This is a genomic window from Pseudomonas sp. FP1154 (assembly GCF_030687245.1).
Classification (GTDB): Bacteria; Pseudomonadota; Gammaproteobacteria; order Pseudomonadales; family Pseudomonadaceae; genus Aquipseudomonas; species Aquipseudomonas rhizophila.
On sequence record NZ_CP117465.1, the window covers coordinates 3,042,297 to 3,065,233 of the forward strand.

The window sequence follows — 22,937 nt, forward strand, 5'->3', positions numbered from 1 at the left end:
GGCACGTCGGCTGCAAAGTTCGCTCATCTGTCCCTCCCGGGATTCAACCCAAGGAAACATGATGAGCCTCGATCTGCTGGAACAAAGCCTCGGCCAATTGGCCTGCGACATTCCCGGTGCCACCCGTACCTTCCATCACTACAACCTCGACTTCTGTTGTGGCGGGCAAAAATCCTTGCGCGAAGCAGCGCTGGGCAAGGGCCTGAACCCACTGCTGATCGCCGATGCCCTGCGCACCCTGCAGGCCGCTGGGGAACTGGGCCATGACTGGCGCGACGAACCCCAGGCGCTGTTGATCGCCCACATCCTGGAACGCTACCACGCCCGTCACCGCGAACAGCTGCCGGAATTGATCCGTCTGGCCCGCCGCGTCGAGATGGTCCATGGCGCCCGGGCCAGTTGCCCCGTCGGCCTGGCCGATCACTTGCAGGACATGTATCAGGAACTCGAAGGCCACATGCTCAAGGAGGAGCAGGTGCTGTTCCCGATGCTGCAACAGGGCCTGGGTGATCGGGCCTCGGCCCCCATCCAGGTACTGCGCTACGAACACGACCAGCACGGTGAAGCGCTGGAAACCATGCTTGCCCTGACCGACCAGATCACCCCGCCCTCCGATGCCTGCAACACCTGGCGCGCCCTGTATCGCGGGCTGGTGGAGTTTCGTGATGACCTGATGCAGCACATCCATCTGGAAAACAATGTGTTGTTCGTCAATGCGATGAAACCCGTTCGCTGACTCTCAAACATTGCCATTACCCCTGTGGGAGCAAAGCTTGCTCGCGATAGCGCTGGATCAGTCAACATTGATACCGACTGACATTGCGCCATCGCGAGCAAGCTTTGCTCCCACAGCCGTTTGTGGCTCTCATTCCTGCTCAAAACTGCCAATAGAACATCGCCTTGGCCAACACCACAATCAGCACCATGTGTCCCAGGATACTGCGACGCAGCCAGCAGGCGCGGTCCGGGGTCAGCCGCCCGCTCTTGAGCCAGTACGCCAGCCACAAATAATGGCCGATGATGCTCAAGGCCAGGAGGATCTTCAGGCTCAGCAACAGGCCGAAGCTGTTGCTCAACGGTTGGCTCAATGCACCGCGATGCTGCCAGGCCAGCGCGATGCCGGCGCTGTAAAGCACCAGCACCACCCCGTGCAACACCTGCCGCGAACGCTTGGCGATCGCAGGGTCGGCGGCGTCCTTGACGCCTTGGGCCAAAGGCCTGCGGGCGGCATGCCAGATAAAAACCTCGAAAAACAACGTGCCGATAAAAGCGATAGCCGCCAATAGATGAATGACTAGCAAAACCCCATACATCATCGATCCCCTCGGCTCATCCTGGATGCCCATCCACGCGGGCCTGCAACAGCATCGGCCCATAACGCCAGGCGTAGAGTCCGAATGCCAGGGTCCAGCACAGCCCCGCCAGCCACAGCGCGGCCAACGGGAACAGCAGCACCAACAGCACTCGGCTCAGGCATGCCAGGTTCAGCAGGACGAACGCCAGGGTCATGCCGGCAGGTGGTTCCAGGGCTCGCCCGGTATGGCCCAGACTGACGCGGGCGATCATCGCCAGGATCAACCCGGCCATGGCGCCGATGGACAAGCTGTGCACCGCCAGGCTCGGGTTCAGCGCGACGCCGAAATGCCACAGCGCCATGCCCAGGCAAGCCAGCGCCAGCCAGGCGTAGGCCAGGTGCAGCGACCACAGCAGCGGCACTCGCCACAAATCCCGATCATGCCAACGCACCAGTCGCACCCCGTGCCCCACCGCCAGCGCGGCGAACAACAGGCCGACCCAGAGGCTGGTCGACAGCGCCGGGCCGAAGGCATACAGCAGCGCCACCAGTGCCGACCCCGCCAGTAACAGACGATCGAGCCACTGCCAGGGGGCAACGCCCTCTACCCGGCCCAGACCGCGCTGGGTAAAGAAAGGAATCACCCGCCCGCCGATCAGGCCCATCATCGCCGCTACCAGCCACAGGCCCGTGAGCACGCTTTGGCGCTGCAAGCCCTCGTCATGTTGCACCAGACCGTACACGGATAACCCATCAGCGGCGGCCAACAGCAGCAAGACCAGCACAATCGGGTAATTGCGCTTCTGCCGTACGCGCCACAACGTAATGCCCATCAACGCCGCAACCGCCAGGGCGAAACCCAGCTCCAGCACCGTCAGCAATGGCCAGGGCGCATCTGCCAGCCAGGCCAGTCGCGCGCCCAGCCATAACAGCGCCAGCGCCGTCAGACGTTTGCCACTGAGCCCCGGAGTACCTGTCCAGGTCTGCACCGCCGTCAACAAGAACCCGGCGATGATTGCCAGGCCGAAGCCGAACAGCAGTTCATGACGGTGCCAGGCCAACCAGCCGCCGGCCGGTTGCCAGGCCGACAGCCTTCCAGTAAACGCCGCCAGCCACAACGGTATGGCCAACAATGCAAGCACACACCCGGCCAGGAAGAACGGCCGAAACGCCAGCCGCCACAACGGCAGGATGGCCATGGCCTTGCGACGGTCAAGCACTTGCATACACCACTCCTTTACCTCAGCGCGGGACGGGCCAGCGGTGAGGGGTCAACAATCAGGGTTCGAATGATCAGCTATCGGCACCGGCGGGCCTTGTCTCAGATCAAGCCAGCCCGCCTCACCCAGGTACTTGCAAGGGGCTTGCCGAAACTGTTCGAGGGTGCACCGCCCCACTCAATAAACCGTCTGTTTATCCCCTGAAGGGGCGAGCCTGCTGGCGATGAGGCCGGTCAGCTCGATATCTCCGCTGACTGATAAGCCGCCATCGTGAGCAGGCTCGCTCCCACAAATGGCCATCAACCGGGTAAATATAACCCTGTCATGGTGATTATCACCCTAACAGTACAGGGTCATTTATACCCATCTCACCGTACGGCCCCGCAAATCAACGGTTGCGGGCATGGCCCGTCTCTTGCTCTGGCAGGGCACAGACTTTTTTTTGCCGGGGTTATCCATGAAATACGTCGCGCTGCCGCTCGCCTGGTTCGTCCTGCTCTCTTGCGTCGTGGGTCTGGCCAGCGGCCTGTCCCTTAGCCTCGTCTGAATCCGATTCATTTCCCTGCCATACAAGGACTCATGCCATGGTGCTTCACCGTGTTCATCACCAGATTCTGCGCAGTCATCACCTGTTCGAACCGTTGAACGAAGAACAGCTCGACGAACTGATGAGTACCAGCCAATTGCTGAATGTCGACAGGGGCGAACCGCTGTTCCGCCAAGGCGAACCGGCGCAGGCGTTTTACTTCGTGATCTCCGGCGCGGTGAAAATCTACCGGTTGACGCCGGACGGCCAGGAAAAAGTCTTCGAGGTGATCGGCGAGCGCCAGACCTTCGCTGAAGCCATGATGCTGATGGACACGCCGAACTACGTCGCTTGCGCAGAGGCCGTTGGGCCAACCCAGCTGTATCGCCTGTCCAATGCCACGTACATGCGTCTTTTGCAAAGTAACAGCCGGTTGACCTTCGCCCTGCTCGGCAAGCTCTGTGTGCGCCTGCACCAACGGGTCAACGAGATTGAAACCCTGTCGCTGAAAAACGCCACCCACCGCGTGGTGCGCTACCTGCTGACACAACTGGTACGCTTGCAAACCGTGGACAGCCAGTTCGAGCTGCCCATGGCCAAGCAACTGATCGCCGGACACCTGTCGATCCAGCCAGAAACCTTCTCGCGGATCATCCGCCGGCTGATCGATGAAAAAATCATCACCCAGGACGGTCGCCAGATCGCCATTCTCGACCGCCTGCGCCTGGAACATTTCGAATGAGCGCGCAACCCACCTGCCTGTATTGCCAACACGCCAACCCCGCCAATCAAAGCGAATGTCGCCAGTGCGGCATGCCGCTACCGGCCGAGGCAGGGCTGGCTGGCGAGCGCCGCCTGCGACGCTTCACCTGGTTCTGTGTCGGCCTGACGATATTCTGCGTCGTCATGTTTTTCTGGTTACCCCGCGACATCGCCTGAACCCTCAATCCTGAGTCAACTGCCGGTACAACTGCGGCAAACGCAGCGGCAGTTGCTCCGGCTGACGGATCAAGGTGTAGCCATTGGCGCCGAACATGTACGGCAGGTAATCCCCGGCTTCACGATCGATGGTGATGCAAAACGGCGTCAGCCCCTGACGCCGAGCCTCCAGCACCGCCTGGCGGGTGTCCTCCACGCCATAGCGCCCTTCATAGAGATCCAGGTCGTTAGGTTTGCCATCGCTCACCAGCAACAGCAACTTGCGTCGCCGCTTGCACCCTTCCAGCCGTTGGGTGGCCTGGCGAATGGCGGCGCCCATGCGCGTGTAGTAACCGGGCCTGAGGCCCTGGATCCGACCGCGGGTGTGGTCGTCATAGCCTTGGTTGAACGCCTTAATCTCGTGCATCCGCACCTGTTGTCGGCGCAGTGAAGAGAACCCGTACAAGGCAAAATCATCCCCCAGCACCGACAGGGTTTCACCGAACAGCAGCAGGCTGTCGCGGATCACGTCGATCACCCGGTGTTCGTCGTTGAGGTGGGCATCGGTGGACATCGACAGATCGGCCAACAGCAGGCAAGCCAGGTCGCGGCGGGTCTGGCGTTGTTCCATGAACAAGCCGCGTTCGCTGCATTGGCCGTGCTGACGCTCGACGTGGAAGTCCAGCCAAGCTTGCAGGTCCAGCTCCGAACCCTGGGTTTGCTGGCGCAGCCATTGTCGATCGTTGCGCAGGTGCTCGAACTGGCGTCGCAAACGCTGGGCCGAGGCGCGCAGGCGGTTCGGCAGCGGCTGAGGTTCGCAGTCCCGGGGAATGAAAGTCTGCACACTGACGAAATCGTCCTGGAGGCGTTGCTTGCGGTAGTCCCATTCCGGCAACAGGATGCCCGCGCCCAGGGGAATGTCATCCACATCGGCCGGCGGCAAGTCCAGGTGCAACTTCAAACCGCCGCCGCCCTTGCGCAAGCGGGTGCGCGACAGGGTCAATTGGTCCAGGTCCTCGGCGACTCGCGCCGCGTCCGGGTCTTCGCTGTCGTCCGCCCAGCGATCCAGGTCCACGTGTTCGGTCCAACTGAACAGGTTCTCCAGGCGCACGATCAGCAACCCACCGTCCCGGGTGGTGTCGTCAATGCGCTCGGCGCGCTTGCGACCGCCCTGCTGCTCACCCGGCGGCGTCGCCAGGTATTGCTCGGACTCCTCGAGGTTGGCCGCCTGGGGATTGCCCAGATGCTGGGGCGGATACAGCCACAGCGGCAGCGGCCAGGCGGCCCGCTCACTGCGCGGAAAATGCTCGACGCTGCCCGGTTCGCGCAAGGCCTGACACAGCGCGCGCTCCAGGGCCGCCTCGGCCGGGGGCAATGATTGTGGGTCGGGACGCAACGACAGATGCGCATCCACCAGCCGCCGATATCGGCCACGCAGCGCCGGGTAACGCCCCAGCAGTGCCAGGGTCCAGCGTTGGTTGTCACGTCCCCAATGTTTCATCGGCCCCGCTTGCGCGGCCAGCAACGCCAGCCAGCGGTACAGTTCTTCGTTCAACCCGGCATCGGGAAACGCCGCCAGGCTCGCCGGCAAACGCAGGTTGTCGCCATCGCACCAGGCCAATGGCACTTGCTTGCAGGTGCCGGCGATCTGCTGCAACAGGTTGCGGCGCAGCAACAGGTCGCGGTCGCTGACGGCCTCCACACCCAGGTGAGAAGCACCACCGGTGGCGCGCAACAGTACATGCAGAGCGCGTTGCCGGGGGATCAACTCCACCCGCGCTTCGGGAAAATCCACACTGGCTCGTCGGGTGATGAAACGGTGCCAGACGCTGCCGACCCACTCTTCCAGTTCAAGGGTGAATGCCATGGTTATTCTCCTATCGACGCGTTGCGGTGGAGGGACTGGCTCGCATCGCTTTTGTGGCGAGGGAGCTTGCTCCCGCTTGGGTGCGAAGCGCCCATCAAAAAGGGTCTGCTGCGCAGCCCAGCGGGAGCAAGCTCCCTCGCCACGGCCTCAGTGGTGGCCTTTCAAGACGGCACCACCGCCGCCGGAGCGCGCAAAGCGGCGCGGCCACGTTGGCGGAAGCTGAACAGGTAGCAGAGCAAACCAGCCAGGAACCCGACGCCGCTGACCAGACGCGCCCAGAACAGCGGCTTCAAATGGTCCATCGTCGCCATGAACGGCAAGGCACTGCCGTCCGCCATCCAGCGTTGCAGCCACACCTGGACGACACCGGCGGCGGTGAGGAACAAGGTGATCATCACCATCGACAGCGTCATCAGCCAGAAGCCCCAGATCTCCAGGCGCTGCGAGCGCTCATCCGCCGCTTCACCCAACCCGCGCAGACGCGGCATGGCGTAGCTGATCAGCGTCATGACGATCATCGCGTAGGCACCGTAGAAAGCCAGGTGACCGTGGGCCGCAGTCAGTTGCGAACCGTGGGTGTAGAAGTTCACCGGTGCCAGGGTGTGCAGGAACCCCCAGACGCCGGCGCCGAAGAACGCGGTGACCGTGGTGCCTTTGGCCCACAAGGTGGCGGCGCGGTTGGGGTGTTGCCGGCGACGGTTCTTCACCATGCTGAAAGCGAAGATCACCATCGCCAGGAACGGCAGCGGTTCCAGCGCGGAGAAGATCGATCCGACCCACAACCAGACTTCGGGTGCGCCGATCCAGAAGAAGTGGTGACCGGTGCCGATGATCCCGGTAATCAGGGCCATGGCGATGATCACGTAGAGCCACTTCTCGACCACTTCGCGGTCCACGCCAGTGACCTTGATCAGCACAAAGGCGAGCATCGAACCCATGATCAGTTCCCAGACGCCTTCAACCCAAAGATGCACCACCCACCACCAGTAATACTTGTCGCGGACGAGGTTTTCCGGGTTGTAGAAGGAGAACAGGAAGAACACCGCCAGGCCGATCAGGCCGGTCATCATCACCATGCTGACCGTGGTCTTGCGGCCCTTGAGCATGGTCATGCCGATGTTGTAGAGGAAACCCAGGCAGACCACCACGATGCCCATCTTGGTGATCGTCGGTTGCTCCAGGAACTCACGGCCCATGGTCGGCAGCAAATCGTTGCCGGTAACTTTCGCCAGCGTGGCATAGGGCACCGAGAGGTAGCCCAGGATCGTCAGTACCCCGGCGGCGGCGAACACCCAGAACAGCACGATCGCCAGCTTCGGACTGTGCAGCTCCCGATCGGCTTCCTCGGGTATCAGGTAGTACGCCGCGCCCATGAAGCCAAACAGCAGCCAGACGATCAGCAGGTTGGTGTGGACCATGCGGGCCACGTTGAAGGGAATCAGCGGGAACAGGAAGTCGCCGACCACGTATTGCAGCCCCATGATCAAACCGAACAGTACCTGCCCCAGGAACAACATCAGGGCAAACACGAAGTAAGGTTTGGCGACGGCCTGCGAGGCGAATTTCAGATGCGGATTAGCCATGCTCATCTCTCAGCCCTCCTTGTTTGGCGGCCAGCCATTGGTATTGATTTTCGAACTCCACTTGAGGAACTCGGCGATGTCGTCGACTTCCTGTTCGCTGAGGTTGAACTGCGGCATGGCGCGACGGGCCGGGAACGTTCAGCGGCTGCATTTTCATCCAGGCCTGCAGGAACGGCGTGAAGGCTTCCTCGCCACCGCGCCGGTTGACCACATTGCCCAGCTCCGGCGCGAAATACGCGCCCTCGCCCAGCAGCGTATGGCAGCCGATGCAGTTGTTGCGCTCCCAGACGCCCTTGCCGCGTATCACCGATTCGCTCAATTGCGCCGCCTGGTTGCTGCGTTCTGGAAAGGTCTGTTCCGAGTGGTAGGTCAGGGCCAGGAATATCAGGAAAAAGAACACGCTTCCCCCGAAATAAATATTCCTGGCCATGCCTTTGGTAAAGGTATCTGACATGGTCACTTCCTCATTGCTTGGCGTGTCCATTCTAGGAAGCGAGGGTCCAGAACCCGCTTGATGGCGATCAAGAATCTCCGATGGTTTTAGTGGGTTGTTCCAGTACAGCCAGGAAGGCAGATGAGCTGTTGTGGTGAGGGAGTGGCCGCCGCGTCTGCGACGCTGCGCTGTCGCGCAGTGAACCCGGTCCTGTGGCGAGGGGATTTATCCCCGCTGGGCTGCGCAGCAGCCCCAAGACGGCTCACCCTATACATCTGACACACCGAAGCGCCGGCCATAGGGACTGCTTCGCAGCCCAGCGGGGATAAATCCCCTGGCCACAGGTGTTTTGTGTTTTCCGGCTCAGATCGCGAATGAAATCACGACCCCAATCACAATCGCGAGCAGCGCCGCCCAGCTCAACACCAGCCAGCGCCACAATCGCGGCGCATGGCGCAGCTCCATGAAGCCGTCGGCGATCAACCAGGCCTTGGTCACCGCCACCGCGAGGATGGCGATGGACACCAGTCCGGTGGCAGCGACCTGGGCCAGGGCAACGGTGCCGATGCTCAGCACGGCCAGTGTCATCCAGCAGACGATCAAGACACGGGAAACCGACATGAGCACCTCCGCTCAACCGAGAATGTAGACAACCGGAAACAGCAACACCCAGACCAGGTCCACCATGTGCCAATACAGCACGCCGGATTCCAGCCCGCTGCACTGCTGCGCCCCGTAACGCCGCCGCCGGCAACCCTCGGCCAGCCAGGCAAGGATCACCATGCCCAGCAACACATGGAGAAAGTGAAACGCCGTGAGGATCCAGTACAAGGTGAAGAAGGTGTTGTGCTCCAGGCCGAGACCGTTGGCCAACAAGTGGGCGTACTCGATGAGCTTGAGCGCCACGTAGCCGCCGGCAACCAACAAGGCCAGCCACAACAGCAGCGCCGCCTGGCGTGGCCGGTCCTGTCGGACTTGCTCCTGGGCCAAGGCTGCGAACAACCCGGCGCTCAGCAGGCTGAGGGTCATCGCCAGACCGGTGGAACGATCCAGCATTTGCCGGCCTTCGCTGAACAACGGCGGGTTCAATGCCTGGGCGACGGCGAATGCCAGGATCAGCAAGGCAAACACCGTCAGTTCGGCGAGGATGAAAAACCACATTGCCAGATCCCCTGGCAAACGCCGGGTGGACAGCGCAGCGGCTTCAGCCGAAGTGGACATCGACCACATCCATCAATGCGGCAACGGTTTGCGGATCGTCGCTCAACGGCTCGGCCAGACAGGCCAGACAGGCTTGGCGCGGGTCCATGCTGGCTCCGATCATGCGCGCGGCGAAAATCAGCAGACGCGTGGAGGCCACCTCCTCCAGATCATGCTGATCGAGCCGACGCAGCGCCTGCCCCAACCGCACCACCTGGGCCGCCAGAGCCATATCCACCCCGGCCTCGCGGGCAACAATGCGCTCTTCATCGGCAACCGTGGGATAGCCAAAGCGCATCGCCACGAAACGCTGGCGGGTGCTGGGCTTCATGCCCTTGAGCAAGTTCTGGTAACCGGGGTTGTACGACACCACCAGCATGAACGACGGCGGTGCCTGGAGAACCTCGCCGGTGCGTTCCAGATACAGCTGTCGGCGATCATCGGCCAAGGGGTGCAACACCACTGCGGTGTCCTGGCGTGCCTCCACCACCTCGTCCAGATAACAGATGCCCCCCTCGCGCACCGCTCGGGTCAGAGGCCCATCCTGCCACCAGGTGCCCTGGGCGCCGATCAGGTGACGACCCACCAAGTCGGCTGCGCTCAGGTCATCGTGGCAGGCCACGGTGTACAGCGGCAATTTCAGACGGTGAGCCATGTGCTGGACAAAACGGGTCTTGCCACAACCAGTGGGGCCTTTGACCAGCACCGGCATGCCGTGCCGCCAGGCCTGTTCGAACAACGCCAGCTCGTTGTCCTGGGGTTGGTAGAAAGGTTCGGCCGGGTGTTCAAGGGTGTGGATAGCGTTCATGGCATGACCTGATCAGATAACACGATTGCGAGCCACGCTACGGGCCCCTGCGACAACCTGGCAAGGGCTGTGGCCGGCAAACTTGATCGCCGTCAAGCGGGTAACCACCGGCCTGGGCATAGCCTTGCAGCGCACCAAGAATCTGCGCGCCGAACGTCAATTGCAGGGCCGCGCGGGTCATGCCTGAGGAGAAATGGAATGCTGATCAGCCACAAAAAATCGTGGGTCATGGGGGTCGGGGCGCTGTGTACGGCGCTGGCTGCTCTCAATGCCTTCGCCAACCCACCCGCTGCGCCGCAAGACGCCCGCATGGTCAAGACCGAAGGCGCGCCGGATCTGAGCCAGGCTGACTTCGACGCGGCCAAGCAAATCTACTTCCAGCGCTGCGCCGGCTGCCATGGTGTGCTGCGCAAGGGCGCCACCGGTAAACCGCTGACACCCGACATCACCCAGGGCCGCGGCCAGGCCTACCTGGAGGCGCTGATTACCTACGGTTCAGCCGCCGGCATGCCCAACTGGGGCACCTCCAACGCCCTGACCAAAGACCAGATCACGGTAATGGCCAAGTTCATCCAACACACCCCGCCTACCCCACCGGAATGGGGCATGGCCGAAACCCTCAAGACCTGGAAGGTGCTGGTCAAACCCGAAGACCGGCCCACCCGGCAACTCAACTCACTCAACCTGCAGAACCTGTTTTCAGTCACCCTGCGCGATGACGGCAAGATTGCCCTGGTCGACGGCGACAGCAAAAAGATCGTCAAGCTGATCGACACCGGTTACGCGGTGCACATTTCGCGTATCTCGGCGTCCGGGCGTTACCTGCTGGTGATCGGCCGGGACGCCAAGATCGACATGATCGACCTGTGGCCGCAAGAGCCGACCAAGGTGGCCGAGATCAAAGTCGGGATCGAGGCCCGCTCGGTGGAAACCTCCAAGTTCAAGGGCTACGAAGACAAGTACACCATTGCCGGCTCGTATTGGCCGCCGCAGTTCACCATCATGGACGGCGAGACCCTGGAGCCCAGGCAGATCGTCTCGACGCGCGGCATGACCGTCGATACCCAGCAATATCACCCCGAGCCGCGGGTGGCGGCGATCATCGCGTCACATGAGTGGCCGGAGTTCATCGTCAACGTCAAGGAAACCGGCAAGGTGATGCTGGTCAACTACCAGGACATCAAGAACCTCACCATCACCAGCATCGACGCCGCACCGTTCCTGCATGACGGTGGCTGGGACAGCAGCCATCGCTATTTCATGACGGCGGCGAACAACTCCAACCAGGTGGCAGTCATCGACTCCAAGGAGCGCAAGCTCACCGCCCTGGTGGATGTCGGTAAAACCCCGCACCCGGGACGCGGCGCCAACTTCAACCATCCGCTCTACGGCCCGGTCTGGGCTACCAGTCATCTGGGTGATGCCGGCGTCTCACTGATCGGCACCGACCCGGTCAAGCATCCGCAATATGCCTGGAAACAGGTGGGCTCGCTCCAGGGTCAGGGGGGCGGTTCGCTGTTCATCAAGACCCATCCCAAGTCCCGTCACCTGTACGTCGACACCACCCTGAGCCCCGACACCAAGCTCAGCCAATCAGTGGCGGTGTTCGACATCGACAAGCTCGACGCCGGCTACACCGTGCTGCCGATTGCCGAGTACGCCGGTATCAAGAAAGGTGCGATGCGCGTGGTGCAACCGGAATACAACAAGGCCGGCGATGAAGTCTGGTTCTCGGTCTGGAGCGGCCAGGAAGACGAGTCGGCGCTGGTGGTGATCGATGACAAGACCCTCAAGCTCAAGAGCGTGATCAAGGACAAACGCCTGATCACCCCTACCGGAAAATTCAACGTTTACAACACCCAACACGACATCTATTGAGCCCCATCAATAAGAGGAAAAACCATGAAGCCTATTCTGCTTGCCCTGACCTTGAGTGCCGCATTCAGCCTGCAACCGGCACTGGCCCAGGACGGCCCGACACTGTTCAAGAGCAAACCCTGTGGCGCCTGCCACTCCATTGACACCAAGTTGGTAGGGCCGGCGCTCAAGGAGGTGGCGGCAAAAAATGCCGGCGTCGCCGGAGCACAAGAGCTGTTGGCCAAGCACATCAAGGAAGGCACGCAAGGAAACTGGGGACCAATGCCGATGCCGGCCAATCCGGTGACCGATGAAGAAGCCAAGATCCTCGCGGCGTGGGTCTTGACCCTTAAGTAACGTTGATTAAGAGCATCTCCCTGTGGCGAGGGGATCTATGGGGGAGCAAGCCTTGCTCCCACATAAATCTCCCACCACAGGGGCCGCTCTCGGCTTTATTTCTCAAACAGGAGTACGTCATGGACCGACACCGCTGTGCATCCCGGATGACCACCCTCCTCTTCGTCTTCTGTACCCCGGTGCTGGCCGCTCCCGACCACCAGCGCCAGGCCCAACTACAACACCTGCTGGTCCAGGACTGCGGCGCCTGCCATGGCCTGCACCTGACCGGTGGCCTCGGTCCACCCCTGACCCGTGATGCCCTGGAGGGAAAAACCCGCGACAGCCTCATCGCCACTGTCACCCAGGGACGGCCCGGCAGCGCCATGCCCGGCTGGGAGCCGCTGCTCGGTCCCGACGATATTCGCTGGTTGGTGGACCGGCTCCTTCAAGGAACTCCCGCCCCATGATCCGATCTCTGCTGTCTCTCACCGCCTGCGTGCTGTTGCTCTCGGCTTGTGCCCAGCCACCGCTGCGCGGCACCGGCGACTTGGGCGTGGTGGTGGAGCGCGCCACCGGCAGCCTGCAAATCATCGAAAGCGCCACCCGCACCGCCCTCGCCCGCGTCGAAGGGCTGGGGGATCTGTCGCACGCCTCGGTGGTGTTTTCCCGCGACCAACGTTATGCCTATGTATTTGGCCGCGATGGCGGCTTAAGCAAGGTCGACTTGCTGAGCGCACGCATCGACCACCGCATCATTCAGGGCGGCAACAGCATCGGTGGCGCGATCAGCCAGGATGGCAAGCTGATCGCCGTCTCCAACTACGAACCCGGCGGCGTCAAGGTATTCGACGCGCAGACACTGGAACCGGTCGCGGACATTCCGGCCACACCATTGCCCGACGGCCAAAAACGTTCGCGGGTGGTCGGCCTGGTGGACGCGCCGGGGCAGCGCTTCGTATTCAGCCTGTTCGACACCGGCGAAATCTGGACCGCCGATTTCAGCCAGGGCCAGACACCACGCATCGAACGCTTCACCGCCATCGGTCGGCAACCCTATGACGCACTGATTACGCCGGACGGGCGTTATTACATGGCCGGACTGTTTGGTGAGGACGGCATGGCGCAACTTGACCTCTGGCACCCGGAGCGCGGCGTGAAACGGGTGCTGGACCATTACGGGCGCGGCGAGGCGCGGCTCCCGGTATACAAGATGCCCCACCTGGAAGGCTGGGCCCTGGCCGATCAACAGGCCTTTGTGCCCGCCGTTGGCCATCATCAGGTGCTGGTGCTGGACGCCCGCACCTGGCAACCGGTCGACGCCGTCGCCGTGGCCGGCCAACCGGTGTTTGTCACCGCCCGTCCCGATGGCCGACAGCTGTGGGTCAACTTCGCCTACCCGGACAATGACCGGGTGCAGGTCATCGACACCCAGACTCACGCCATCATCGCCGACCTGCGACCAGGGCCTGGGGTGCTGCACATGGAATTCACCGCTCGGGGCGACCAGCTGTGGCTGTCCGTCCGCGATGGCGGTGAGGTGCAGGTCTGGGATCCGTATCGGCTCGAACGCCTGAACAGCCTGCCTGCCTTGAGCCCCAGCGGCATTTTCTTCAGCAGCCGTGCGCACAAACCGGGGTACTGACCATGACACCAAGCCCACTCGCCCGCCGCCTGATCGATCAGTTCCAGCATGGCCTGCCGTTGTGCGCCGAACCCTATCGCGAAATGGCCGATTCCCTGGGTTGCAGCGAAGCCCAGGTGCTCGATTGTCTGCAGCACCTGCAACTGGCGGGCACCCTGTCACGGGTCGGCCCGGTGTTCGAACACAGCCGAGCCGGGGCCAGCACCCTCGCCGCCCTGGCGGTGCCCGTGGACCGATTGCACCAGGTCGCAGCGCGCGTCAGTCAGTACCCGGAAGTCAATCACAACTACGCCCGCGAACATCGCTACAACCTGTGGTTTGTGTTGACCGGGCCTGATCGTGCCCACCTGGACAACATTCTCCGGGAACTGGAAAACGACACCGGCCTCACGCCGCTGGACCTACCCATGCTGACCGCTTACCGCATCGACCTGGGCTTTGCCCTGGAGGTTACCCCATGAACACGACCCTGAGTGACCACCAGTCACTGCAACTGCGCCGTCTGCTGGAGACCGGTCTGCCCCTGACATCACGGCCCTTCCAGATCCTGGCCGAGCAGATCGACGCCAGCGAACAACAGGTTCTCGACCAGGTGCGGCACTGGCAGGAACAGGGCTTGTTCCGCCGCGTCGGCCTGGTGGTCAATCACCGCGCATTGGGCTTTGCCGCCAACGCCATGCTGGTGCTGGACGTGCCAGATGCATTGGTCGATGAAGTCGGTCGCCGCCTTGGCCAGGCGCCGGGCATCAGCCTTTGCTATCAACGACCACGACGCTTGCCTCAGTGGCAATACAACCTGTTCTGCATGATCCACGGTCGCCAGCGCGACCGTGTCGAGGCCCAGGTCCAGGCACTATTGGAGGAGCACTGGTTGAGTGATCTGCCGCACCAGTTGCTGTTCAGCACCCACCTGTTCAAGCAGTGTGGCGGACGCTACGCAACACCGGCCGGAGTGGCGATCGATGGATGACCTGGACCGACGCCTGATCAATCGCCTGCAACTGGGTTTGCCGCTGGTACGCCAGCCCTGGCAAGCCTTGGCCGATGAACTGGACAGCAGCAGTACCGAACTGCTCGACCGGCTGCACGAGTTGCTCAACGACGGCGTGCTTACCCGCTTCGGCCCGATGTTCGACATCGACCGCCTGGGCGGCGCGTTCACCCTGGCGGCGCTGGCGGTGCCCGAACCGCGTTTCGACACCATCGCCGAGCTGCTCGCGGCCATGCCCGAAGTGGCCCACAACTACCGTCGCGAGCACGCCTGGAACATGTGGTTCGTGCTTGCCTGCCCCAGTGAACAGGCGATCAGCGACACCTTGTTGCGTATCGAACGCCTGACCGGCCTGGAGCCGCTGAACCTGCCCAAGGAGGAGACCTACCATGTCGGCCTGTATTTCCCGGTCTGAGCCGTTGCCGCAGACGCTGCCTCGCCTGGATGAAACGCCACTGGCCCTGCGGCTGGTGGAACTGACCCAGGACGGCCTGCCCTTGCTCGAAGATCCCTGGGCCTGGCTGGCCGAGCAACTGGGGCTGAGCGTGGAATCGACCCTCGACCTGCTCAAGCGTTTGCAGGCCGAAGGCGCGATCCGCCGCATCGCCGCGGTGCCCAATCACTATCGCCTGGGTTATCGCCACAACGGCATGACTGTCTGGGATGTCGCCGACGCCGATGTGCCGCGCCTGGGCGCGCTGCTGGGTGCGCAGCCTTTTGTCAGCCACTGCTACCGCCGCCCGCGCCGGGCCGGTTGGCGCTACAACCTGTTTGCCATGGTCCATGGCCGCAGTCGCGAGGAAATCGACAGCTATCGCGAGCACCTGCGCTATCTGCTGGGTGAGGCCTGTAGCGCCGACGACATGCTGGTGAGCAGCCGCATCCTGAAAAAAACCGGCCTGCGCCTGTCGCCGGTGGGAGCAAAGCTTGCTCGCGAAACAGCCGCCTCGGTTTCTGAGGGACCGCATCGGCTTCAGGGCGGGCAAGCCTAGCCCCCACAACGAAGGAGTGACTTATGTTGAGGATCAGCCATTACCTGCGTGCCCTGGCCGGTCAATGTCCCGCGCCGCGTGTTGCACCACCGGGCAGTACACGAGCGCCGGTGGTGATCTGGAATCTGCTCAGGCGCTGTAACCTGACCTGCAAACACTGCTACGCCACCTCGGCCGACAGCGTGTTTCGTGATGAGCTCGACACGGCCGCGGCGCTCAAGGTCATCGACGACCTGCATGACGCGGGCGTACGGGTATTGATCCTGTCCGGCGGCGAGCCTCTGCTGCGCGAGGATCTGTTCCAGCTCAGTGCCTATGCCCGGCGCAAGGGATTCTTCCTGGCCCTGTCTACCAACGGCACGCTGATCGACCCGAGCAACATCGAGCAGATCGAGGCGGCGAACTTCGATTACGTGGGCATCAGCATCGATGGCCTGGAAGCGACGCACGACACCTTCCGCCAGCTCAAAGGCAGTTTCGCCAGTTCCATGGCGGCCATCAGGTTGTGTCGCGAACGCGGGATTCGGGTCGGGTTGCGCACCACTCTGACCCAGCAGAACCACACCCAGCTACCGCGACTGCTGGATCTGATGAGCGAATACGACGTGCAGAAATTCTACCTGTCGCACCTCAACTACAGCGGTCGCGGCAAGCGCAGTCGTCAGCTCGACGCCCGGCAACAGATGAGCCGCGAGGCCATGCTCCTGATCTTCGAGCGGGCCTGGAGCGACATCCTGCACGGACGCGACACGGACTTCGTCAGCGGCAACAACGACGCCGATGCGGTGCTGTTGCTGCAATGGGTAGCCTCACGCCTGCCCCATCACTACGCCGAACTGGAACGCATGCTCAAGGCTTGGGGCGGTAACGCCTCGGGCAGCGGCATTGCCAATATCGACAACACCGGTGAGGTACACCCCGACACTTACTGGTGGCAGCACTCGGTGGGTAACGTGCGCCGGACGCCCTTTCGCACACTCTGGCTGGAACGTCCCGACGCTCTGCTGCAAAAACTGCGCGAGCATCCGCGCACCGTGGGTGGCCGCTGCGGACAGTGTCGTTGGCTGGCCATCTGCAATGGCAACACCCGCACACGCGCCTGGGCCGACGGCGACCTGTGGGGCCAGGACCCCGGCTGCCACCTCAGCGATGACGAAATCGGCTTGCACACGCTCCCCAGCACTTTGATTCCCAGCGTTGCATTGCCCTGCGCCCGATAACCCGACGGCGAACCTGATGATGAACCAAGGAAGTCCCATGTCTGCCTCTATCGTTCTGCCCGCTGCCCTGCAATCGTCCTTCAGACCGGGGGAAGTCGCGTTGGTCGGCGCCGGTCCCGGTGACCCTGGTTTGCTGACGTTACGCGCCTGGAGCCTGTTGATGCAGGCCGACGCAGTGGTCTATGACCGCCTGATCAGTGCGCAATTGCTGGGCCTGATCCCGCTGACGTGTGCCCGGCATTACGTCGGCAAGGCCGCCGGCTGCCACAGCCTGCCCCAGGCCCAGATCAACCAATTGCTGGCCGACCTCGCGGACCAGGGCCAGCGGGTGGTCCGGCTCAAGGGCGGCGACCCGTTCATCTTCGGTCGCGGTGCCGAAGAGCTGGAATACTTGCTGGCCCGTGGTATCGATTGTCAGGTGGTTCCCGGTATCACCGCCGCGTCCGGTTGCAGCGCCTACGCCGGCATTCCGCTGACCCATCGCGATCTGGTCAATTCCTGCCGTTTCATCACCGGCCACTTGCAGCGCGAAGGCGATTTGAACCTGCCGTGGCAAAGCCTGGCGGATGACAGCCAGACCCTGGTGTTCTACATGGGCTTGTCGAACCTGGGCAGCATTGCCGCACGGTTGATGGCCGCAGGCCTGGCCGCCGAGACTCCGGCGGCATTGATCAGCAACGGCACTCGTCCCGACCAGCAGGTGCTACGTGGCACCCTGCAACAACTGCCGGCCATGGCACGAGATTGCGTTGAAGGCCTGCCGACATTGACGGTGATCGGTAAGGTGGTCGGCTTGTTTGCCCAGCAGCCGATGCAGCATCCGGCGCGCGTTCATCCCATCCCCCAGGCTTTGAAGGTGGCGCTATGAAGCGCATCGGGCTTGCGATGCTGTGGATCGGTACGAGCCATGGCGCCGTTACCACCGGTGCCGACCTGGAACAGGCCGAGCGCAATTACCAGCAGCTCTGCCAACAATGCCACGGCGTGAACCGCATCGGCGGCGCCGGGCCGGCGTTACTGCCCCAGAGCCTGGGCCGGATCAAGCCCGGCGAAATTCGCCAGGTGATCGAAAATGGCCGCCCCGCCAGTCAGATGGCGGCCTTCGGTACGCTGCTGGAGCCTGCACAAATCGACGCCCTGGCGCTTTATCTCCAGCGTCCGCCCAGCGTCGCGCCCAATTGGAATGAAGAGGATATTCGCCAAAGTCATCGGGTGTTGGTGGACGTCGCCACATTGCCCGACCAGCCGCAACACCGGGCCGACCCGCTGAACCTGTTCGTAGTGGTGGAAGCCGGCAATCATCACGTCGCGGTGGTCGACGGGGATCGCTTCGAGGTGCTCGCGCGCTTCGCCTCGCACTTTGCGGTGCATGGCGGACCGAAGTTTTCCCCGGACGGGCGTTTTGTCTATCTGGCGTCGCGCGATGGCTGGATCAGTCTGTATGACCTGCACAACCTCAAGCTGATCGCCGAAGTTCGGGCCGGGCTCAATACTCGTAACCTGGCGGTGAGCAAGGACGGTCGCTGGGTGCTGGTGGGCAACTCGCTGCCCGGCAACCTGGCGGTGCTGGATGCCCGGGACTTGTCCCTGGTCAAGACGATCACGACGCTGGGCAGTGATGGCCAGGCTTCGCGGGTCAGCGCGGTCTACACCGCTGCGCCGCGCAACAGCTTCATCGTCGCATTGAAGGATGTGAACGAGGTTTGGGAACTGCCCACCGGTCCGAACCCGGACTTCGTGCCCAGGCGCATCGAGGTCCAGGATCATCTGGATGACTTTTCCTTCTCACCCGACTATCGCCAGTTGCTCGCCACCTCGCGCAAGGCCCAGGGTGGACAGGTGATCGACCTTGACAGTGGCCAGGTGGTCAGCGACATCAGCTTGCCGGGCATGCCGCACCTGGGCTCGGGCACCTATTGGAAGCGCGATGGCCGCTGGGTGTTCGCGACCCCCAACATCAGCAAAGGACTGGTGTCGGTGATCGACATCAACACCTGGAAAGTCATCAGGCAGATCCCTACCCTCGGGCCGGGTTTCTTCCTGCGCAGCCATGCCAACTCCCGCTATGCCTGGACCGACGTGTTCTTCGCCGCCGGCAACGATGCCATCCACCTGATCGACAAACAGACCCTGGAAATCGCCCACACCTTGCGCCCCATGCCCGGCAAAACCGCCGCCCACGTCGAATTTACCCACGACGGCCGCTACCTGCTGTTGAGCATCTGGGACACCGACGGCGCGCTGATCGTCTACGACAGCCACACCCTCAAGGAAATCAAGCGCCTGCCCATGAACAAACCTTCAGGCAAATACAACGTGGGCAACAAGATCGAATTTGCCGAAGGTACGTCTCACTGAACGGGCGATCAGGGCAAACCTGCTCACCTCAGCGGGAGCAGGTTGCTCGTTCAATGATTCATCGGCGACATAGCGGTGGCCTGTCCCAGCAGCTTCTGGTCGATGTCTTGCAGACGCAGCACCTGGCCGCCGGTCTCGCGGGCGAGTTTTTCCGCCGCCTGGGCGTCGGCGAACGTGGCCAGGACGACGCCCATGGCGCCCTTGAGCTTGGAGCCGACGACGAAATAGGCGGTCCGGGCATCGATCAGGTGCTCATCATCCGGGGTGTTCCAGTGGCTGCGCCCCATGTCGTGGACGTACAACTGGACGTCGGCCCGATGGTTCTCCGGCTGCAGCCACCAGCTGAGCATCTCGGCCGGCGAGCAGAATTTTTTCACGCCGCTGGCGGTCGCTGCGGCGCCCTTGGGTCCGGGAAAATCCGTGATGACCATGCCGCAGACATGGCACTCGTCACTGGGATGGAACGCCAGCGCCGCCTTTGAGGCCGGTGTCGACTCAGGCTTGCCGCATGCCACCAGCACCAGGCACACCAACACTCCTGCGAGAACTCGGCCTGTCCTCGAATACACCCTGTTCATCGTTACATGCTCCCTCTATCAAGATCAGAAATCACGGACACCGGCGGTTGAACAATCGATAGGCCAGCCACAACGGCACAGCCATCCACAACCACAGGCACAGCCAGAGCCAAGGCCCGGGCACCGGCAGGTCGCTGCCCAAGGTCAGCACTGCCGCGCCGCTGGAACCGGCGTCGAACCCCGACAGGTTGATCAGCCGATACACATCGGTGGGGTTGAACAGCAACAGCCACGGCAGCAGGTCCGGACTGAACCGGCCCTCGCTCAGCACCAGCAGTGCCAGCAACGCCAGGTCAAACACCAGCACGAAGAAAAACCACACCCCCAGCGCCAGCCCGGCGGCGGTGGATTTCTCCGCCGACAGGCTGCTCAGCACATAGGCCAGCCCCAAAAAAACCCAACCCAACAGCGTGCTGGAGACGATGAAGCGGCCAAAGGCCCAGAGCAGCAGGCTCAGCTCGATATCGTCCACCAGCAGGGCTATGGCGAACATCGCGCAACCAAAGCCGATCAGGGTCGCCAGCGCCAGGATCAGGCTGTGACCGACAAACTTGCCCAGCAGCAACTGCCCGCGCCCTAACGGATACGTCAGCAACAGCAGCAAGGTGCCGCTCTCGTCCTCGCCGACGATCGCGTCATAGGCCAGCAACAAGGCGATCAACGGCATCAGGAACGTTGCCAGGCTGGCCAGGCTCGCCACCGTTGCCGGCACCGAGGTAAACCCCAACTGGCCGGACGCCGCCGCGCCAAGCCAGGCGATGCCGATGGCCAGCACGGCGAACAACAGACTGATCGCCAACAACCAGCGGTTGCGCAAGCCGTCACTGAATTCCTTGCGGGCCATGTTCCAGATCGGGTTCATGAGCCGGCCTCCTCGGTCGCCGCGCGAACCATGTAATGACGGTACAAATCTTCCAGGGACGGCGGTTTGATCTCGACATCCGTCGGGTCATCCTGGGCCAGCAACTGGCGCAGCAACTTGAGTTTGCTGCCATCCGGCGCGGACACCTGCAGCCCTTGCGCACCCCACCCTTGGGTGAGGTGCCCTTCGCTGCGCCAATGCTGGCGAAGCCAATCGGCCCGCGACAGGCCCGAGGCGCGGATCAGCGTCGGCAGCCCCGCGTCTTCGCGCAACCGGTCCAGGCTGCCCAGGGCCAACAGGCGACCTTGGGTGAGAATCGCGGCGCGGTTGATGTGAGCTTCCACGCCAGGCAAGACGTGCGAACAAAGAATGATGCTGGTGCCCTGCCAGCGCAGCCGATCGAGCAGTTGATAGAGGTCCTGGGTGGCGATGGGGTCCAGGCCGACGGTGGGTTCGTCCAGCAACAGCAGTCGCGGCTGGCCGAGCAAGGCCTGGGCCAGCCCGAGGCGTTGGCGCATGCCCTTGGAGTACGTGCGCACACGCCGCCGGGCCGCTTGCGCCAACCCGACCTCCTCCAGCAAGCGCTCGACCTGGTCTGGCGCCGCGCCCTTGAGGCGGGCGAAATGGCGCAAGGTTTCCAGCCCGCTCAACTGCGGATAGAACATCACGTTCTCCGGCAGGTAACCGAGCATTCTGCGCACGCCCGGATCACTCGGCTCCCGGCCAAATACCCGCACCTGACCCTCACTGGCGCGCAGCAGACCGAGTATCAGCTTCATGGTCGTGGTCTTGCCCGCACCGTTGTGCCCGAACAGCCCGAGCACTTCGCCCTGGGCCAGGTTCAGGTTCAGCCCGCGCAGCACAGTGGCATTGCCGTAGCGCTGACTGACGCCTTCGATCTCGACGACGTTCAAGACGCGTCCTCCTGAGCACTGTTGCGTGGCGGGGGCTGGAGCGGCGCGTGCATCAATGGATGGCTGTCCATCACCCCGGGGGATTTCATGACCGGGAACGCCCGCTGTACCCAGCGCAGCAGCTCGATACCCGGACTGTTCATCAACAGCCGTACCTGGGGGTACAGCCACAGCAGGCGATCGACGTTGTCGTTGGGTTCATAGGCCACGTCCCCCAGTCCGTCGCCGTTGCGATCCCAACCCAGGTAATCACTCCAGTAATTGCCGCGCCCGTCCACCGACCACTCCTGCAACCGCGTGGCCACGTATTTGACCTGGCGCTGGTTGCCGGCGAACACGTTGCCGGCGATGCGGTTGTCCTCCGAACCGGCGGTCAGGTGGATGCCCACCGCGCTGCGCTCGAAATGATTGCCTTCGATGCGGTTGAACAATGAGTTGTAAATGAACAGGGCCTTGCCCTCGGCACCGGTGATCATGGTGTCGCCGGTGGACCCGTCGCGAACATCGGTGACCACGTTGTCGCGCAGGGTGGAATAGGTGATGTAGTTCATCAGGATCCCGTAGTTCTGGTCCTGTTCGGAGCGGTTGCCGATGACCATCAGTTGACGGCTTTGCATCAAGGCATAACCGGTGCGGGTGCGCCGGGTGACGTTGCCCAACAGACGGTTATCGTTAGCGAACATGTAGTGCACGCCGTAGCGCAAATCCTCAAGGATGTTGCCCTCGAGCAGGTTGCCGTTGGAGGTGTCGATATAGATGCCGTCGCGAGTTTCGCGTACGTGGTTGCCGATGACCCGGGCACCGTGTACCGCGTACAAGTGAATGCCGTTCCCCCGGTCCTGGGAGCGCAGCCCGGGATCGCCCTGGATGCGGTTGTCGATCAGGCTGACATCCCGCGCGCCATCGACCCAGATACCGAAACCCTGGCCCTGCATGCGGTTGGCTCGGACCACCGCCCCCTGGGCGACAGGCTGGATGAACACCGCGGCATTCATGGCCGTGAGGTCGTGGCCCCAGTCCAGGAAGGTACAGCCCTGGACCTGGACGTTCGGGGCGCGAATGATCACCCCATTGCCCTCACCCTGCCCCTGGAATACCGCATCCGGCGCGCACGTGAGGGTCATGGGTTGGTCGATGCTGAACGAGCCGCGGTATTGCCCCGCAGGCAGGCGCCATTGCCGTTCACCGTCGGCCTGCAATGGCAAGTCGGTGATCGGCTGCGGCGCGGCAAGCGCGCCGCCCGACAGTAGCAGGAGCACCAGGGCAATGACCGGTGCGCGAGCGTAGCCCGCAGGCTGTTGCTGGTTACCGGTCATTGAACCCGTCTCCTCGTTG

At 62.8% G+C, this 22,937-nt stretch carries 26 protein-coding genes and 1 pseudogene; 15 read left to right on the top strand and 12 right to left on the bottom strand.

Features of this window, described 5'->3' with window-relative positions:
- The first annotated feature begins 61 nt into the window (after positions 1–61).
- Entirely contained in the window at positions 62–736 is a 675-nt protein-coding gene (gene ytfE / locus PSH91_RS13720; protein ID WP_047225844.1) for an iron-sulfur cluster repair protein YtfE, read from the top strand.
- Positions 737–875: 139 nt separating this feature from the next.
- On the opposite strand, the gene PSH91_RS13725 is transcribed toward ytfE, so the two are convergent.
- On the bottom strand, positions 876–1,316 hold the full coding sequence (locus PSH91_RS13725) for a hypothetical protein (protein WP_107322426.1): 441 nt from the start codon (positions 1,314–1,316) through the stop codon (positions 876–878).
- Positions 1,317–1,329: 13 nt separating this feature from the next.
- Positions 1,330–2,520, bottom strand: coding sequence for an NnrS family protein (locus tag PSH91_RS13730; protein WP_107322425.1), 1,191 nt, complete (start codon positions 2,518–2,520; stop codon positions 1,330–1,332).
- A gap of 397 nt (positions 2,521–2,917) precedes the next feature.
- On the opposite strand from PSH91_RS13730, the gene PSH91_RS13735 reads away from it, so the two are divergent.
- From PSH91_RS13735 to PSH91_RS13745, 3 genes are read left to right on the top strand one after another with little or no spacing between them, the layout of a single operon-like run.
- The gene (locus PSH91_RS13735; RefSeq protein ID WP_172833795.1) at positions 2,918–3,061 is read left to right on the top strand and encodes a hypothetical protein; all 144 of its coding nucleotides are present in this window, start codon (positions 2,918–2,920) and stop codon (positions 3,059–3,061) included.
- A 37-nt stretch (positions 3,062–3,098) separates the two neighbouring features.
- A complete protein-coding gene (locus PSH91_RS13740; protein WP_047225841.1) occupies positions 3,099–3,782 on the top strand; it encodes a Crp/Fnr family transcriptional regulator in 684 nt (227 codons plus the stop codon).
- Positions 3,779–3,979 carry a protein DnrP gene (locus PSH91_RS13745; protein WP_107322424.1) on the top strand — a complete coding sequence of 67 codons (201 nt, stop codon included), beginning with the start codon at positions 3,779–3,781 and terminating at the stop codon, positions 3,977–3,979. The genes PSH91_RS13740 and PSH91_RS13745 overlap by 4 nt, the downstream gene beginning before the upstream one ends.
- Positions 3,980–3,983: 4 nt before the next feature.
- On the opposite strand, the gene PSH91_RS13750 is transcribed toward PSH91_RS13745, so the two are convergent.
- The 6 genes and pseudogenes from PSH91_RS13750 to PSH91_RS13775 all read right to left on the bottom strand — a co-directional run bounded on the left by PSH91_RS13750 (position 3,984) and on the right by PSH91_RS13775 (position 9,849).
- Positions 3,984–5,825, bottom strand: coding sequence for a nitric oxide reductase activation protein NorD (locus PSH91_RS13750; protein WP_305465905.1), 1,842 nt, complete (start codon positions 5,823–5,825; stop codon positions 3,984–3,986).
- Positions 5,826–5,986: 161 nt separating this feature from the next.
- Complete coding sequence (locus PSH91_RS13755; RefSeq protein WP_047225838.1) at positions 5,987–7,414, bottom strand: cbb3-type cytochrome c oxidase subunit I; 1,428 nt, start codon at positions 7,412–7,414, stop codon at positions 5,987–5,989.
- 3 nt (positions 7,415–7,417) lie between these two features.
- Positions 7,418–7,862, bottom strand: a pseudogene (locus PSH91_RS13760) (cytochrome c).
- A 342-nt stretch (positions 7,863–8,204) separates the two neighbouring features.
- Positions 8,205–8,462 carry a cytochrome C oxidase subunit IV family protein gene (locus PSH91_RS13765; protein WP_305465906.1) on the bottom strand — a complete coding sequence of 86 codons (258 nt, stop codon included), beginning with the start codon at positions 8,460–8,462 and terminating at the stop codon, positions 8,205–8,207.
- A 12-nt stretch (positions 8,463–8,474) separates the two neighbouring features.
- A complete protein-coding gene (locus tag PSH91_RS13770; protein WP_107322422.1) occupies positions 8,475–9,062 on the bottom strand; it encodes a cytochrome c oxidase subunit 3 family protein in 588 nt (195 codons plus the stop codon).
- Positions 9,046–9,849 (bottom strand): CbbQ/NirQ/NorQ/GpvN family protein, encoded by an 804-nt coding sequence (locus tag PSH91_RS13775; RefSeq protein WP_305465908.1) that lies wholly within the window; start codon positions 9,847–9,849, stop codon positions 9,046–9,048. The genes PSH91_RS13770 and PSH91_RS13775 overlap by 17 nt, the downstream gene beginning before the upstream one ends.
- 309 nt (positions 9,850–10,158) lie before the next feature.
- Between PSH91_RS13775 and nirS the strand changes: the two genes are divergently transcribed.
- From nirS to PSH91_RS13830, 11 genes are all read left to right on the top strand, one after another.
- On the top strand, positions 10,159–11,727 hold the full coding sequence (nirS, locus tag PSH91_RS13780; RefSeq protein ID WP_223194336.1) for a nitrite reductase: 1,569 nt from the start codon (positions 10,159–10,161) through the stop codon (positions 11,725–11,727).
- A 24-nt stretch (positions 11,728–11,751) separates the two neighbouring features.
- Positions 11,752–12,063 (top strand): c-type cytochrome, encoded by a 312-nt coding sequence (locus PSH91_RS13785; protein WP_047225832.1) that lies wholly within the window; start codon positions 11,752–11,754, stop codon positions 12,061–12,063.
- Between the two features lie 119 nt (positions 12,064–12,182).
- A complete protein-coding gene (locus PSH91_RS13790) occupies positions 12,183–12,512 on the top strand; it encodes a cytochrome c (RefSeq protein ID WP_107322421.1) in 330 nt (109 codons plus the stop codon).
- On the top strand, positions 12,509–13,687 hold the full coding sequence (locus tag PSH91_RS13795) for a cytochrome D1 domain-containing protein (RefSeq protein WP_305465910.1): 1,179 nt from the start codon (positions 12,509–12,511) through the stop codon (positions 13,685–13,687). Before PSH91_RS13790 ends, PSH91_RS13795 begins: the two co-directional genes overlap by 4 nt.
- A gap of 2 nt (positions 13,688–13,689) precedes the next feature.
- Entirely contained in the window at positions 13,690–14,148 is a 459-nt protein-coding gene (locus tag PSH91_RS13800; protein ID WP_305465911.1) for an Lrp/AsnC family transcriptional regulator, read from the top strand.
- Complete coding sequence (locus PSH91_RS13805; RefSeq protein ID WP_305465912.1) at positions 14,145–14,657, top strand: AsnC family protein; 513 nt, start codon at positions 14,145–14,147, stop codon at positions 14,655–14,657. The genes PSH91_RS13800 and PSH91_RS13805 overlap by 4 nt, the downstream gene beginning before the upstream one ends.
- Entirely contained in the window at positions 14,650–15,093 is a 444-nt protein-coding gene (locus tag PSH91_RS13810) for an Lrp/AsnC family transcriptional regulator (protein WP_047225827.1), read from the top strand. Before PSH91_RS13805 ends, PSH91_RS13810 begins: the two co-directional genes overlap by 8 nt.
- On the top strand, positions 15,068–15,670 hold the full coding sequence (locus PSH91_RS13815) for an Lrp/AsnC family transcriptional regulator (RefSeq protein WP_160892315.1): 603 nt from the start codon (positions 15,068–15,070) through the stop codon (positions 15,668–15,670). The genes PSH91_RS13810 and PSH91_RS13815 overlap by 26 nt, the downstream gene beginning before the upstream one ends.
- A gap of 23 nt (positions 15,671–15,693) precedes the next feature.
- Entirely contained in the window at positions 15,694–16,890 is a 1,197-nt protein-coding gene (nirJ, locus tag PSH91_RS13820) for a heme d1 biosynthesis radical SAM protein NirJ (RefSeq protein ID WP_281459190.1), read from the top strand.
- Between the two features lie 37 nt (positions 16,891–16,927).
- Entirely contained in the window at positions 16,928–17,758 is an 831-nt protein-coding gene (gene cobA / locus PSH91_RS13825) for a uroporphyrinogen-III C-methyltransferase (RefSeq protein WP_305465914.1), read from the top strand.
- Positions 17,755–19,248 carry a nitrite reductase gene (locus PSH91_RS13830; protein WP_305465916.1) on the top strand — a complete coding sequence of 498 codons (1,494 nt, stop codon included), beginning with the start codon at positions 17,755–17,757 and terminating at the stop codon, positions 19,246–19,248. Before cobA ends, PSH91_RS13830 begins: the two co-directional genes overlap by 4 nt.
- Before the next feature lie 50 nt (positions 19,249–19,298).
- Here the strand turns inward: PSH91_RS13830 and PSH91_RS13835 are convergent, their stop codons facing one another.
- The 4 genes from PSH91_RS13835 to PSH91_RS13850 are packed head-to-tail and all read right to left on the bottom strand — an operon-like array spanning position 19,299 to position 22,918.
- Positions 19,299–19,826 (bottom strand): nitrous oxide reductase accessory protein NosL, encoded by a 528-nt coding sequence (locus tag PSH91_RS13835; protein ID WP_047225823.1) that lies wholly within the window; start codon positions 19,824–19,826, stop codon positions 19,299–19,301.
- A 31-nt stretch (positions 19,827–19,857) separates the two neighbouring features.
- Positions 19,858–20,688, bottom strand: a complete 831-nt coding sequence (locus PSH91_RS13840) for an ABC transporter permease (RefSeq protein WP_305465918.1) — start codon at positions 20,686–20,688, stop codon at positions 19,858–19,860.
- Positions 20,685–21,602: an ABC transporter ATP-binding protein gene (locus PSH91_RS13845; RefSeq protein WP_305465919.1), complete on the bottom strand. Its 918-nt coding sequence runs from the start codon at positions 21,600–21,602 to the stop codon at positions 20,685–20,687. The genes PSH91_RS13840 and PSH91_RS13845 overlap by 4 nt, the downstream gene beginning before the upstream one ends.
- Complete coding sequence (locus PSH91_RS13850; RefSeq protein ID WP_305465921.1) at positions 21,599–22,918, bottom strand: nitrous oxide reductase family maturation protein NosD; 1,320 nt, start codon at positions 22,916–22,918, stop codon at positions 21,599–21,601. Before PSH91_RS13850 ends, PSH91_RS13845 begins: the two co-directional genes overlap by 4 nt.
- Positions 22,919–22,937: the final 19 nt, after the last annotated feature.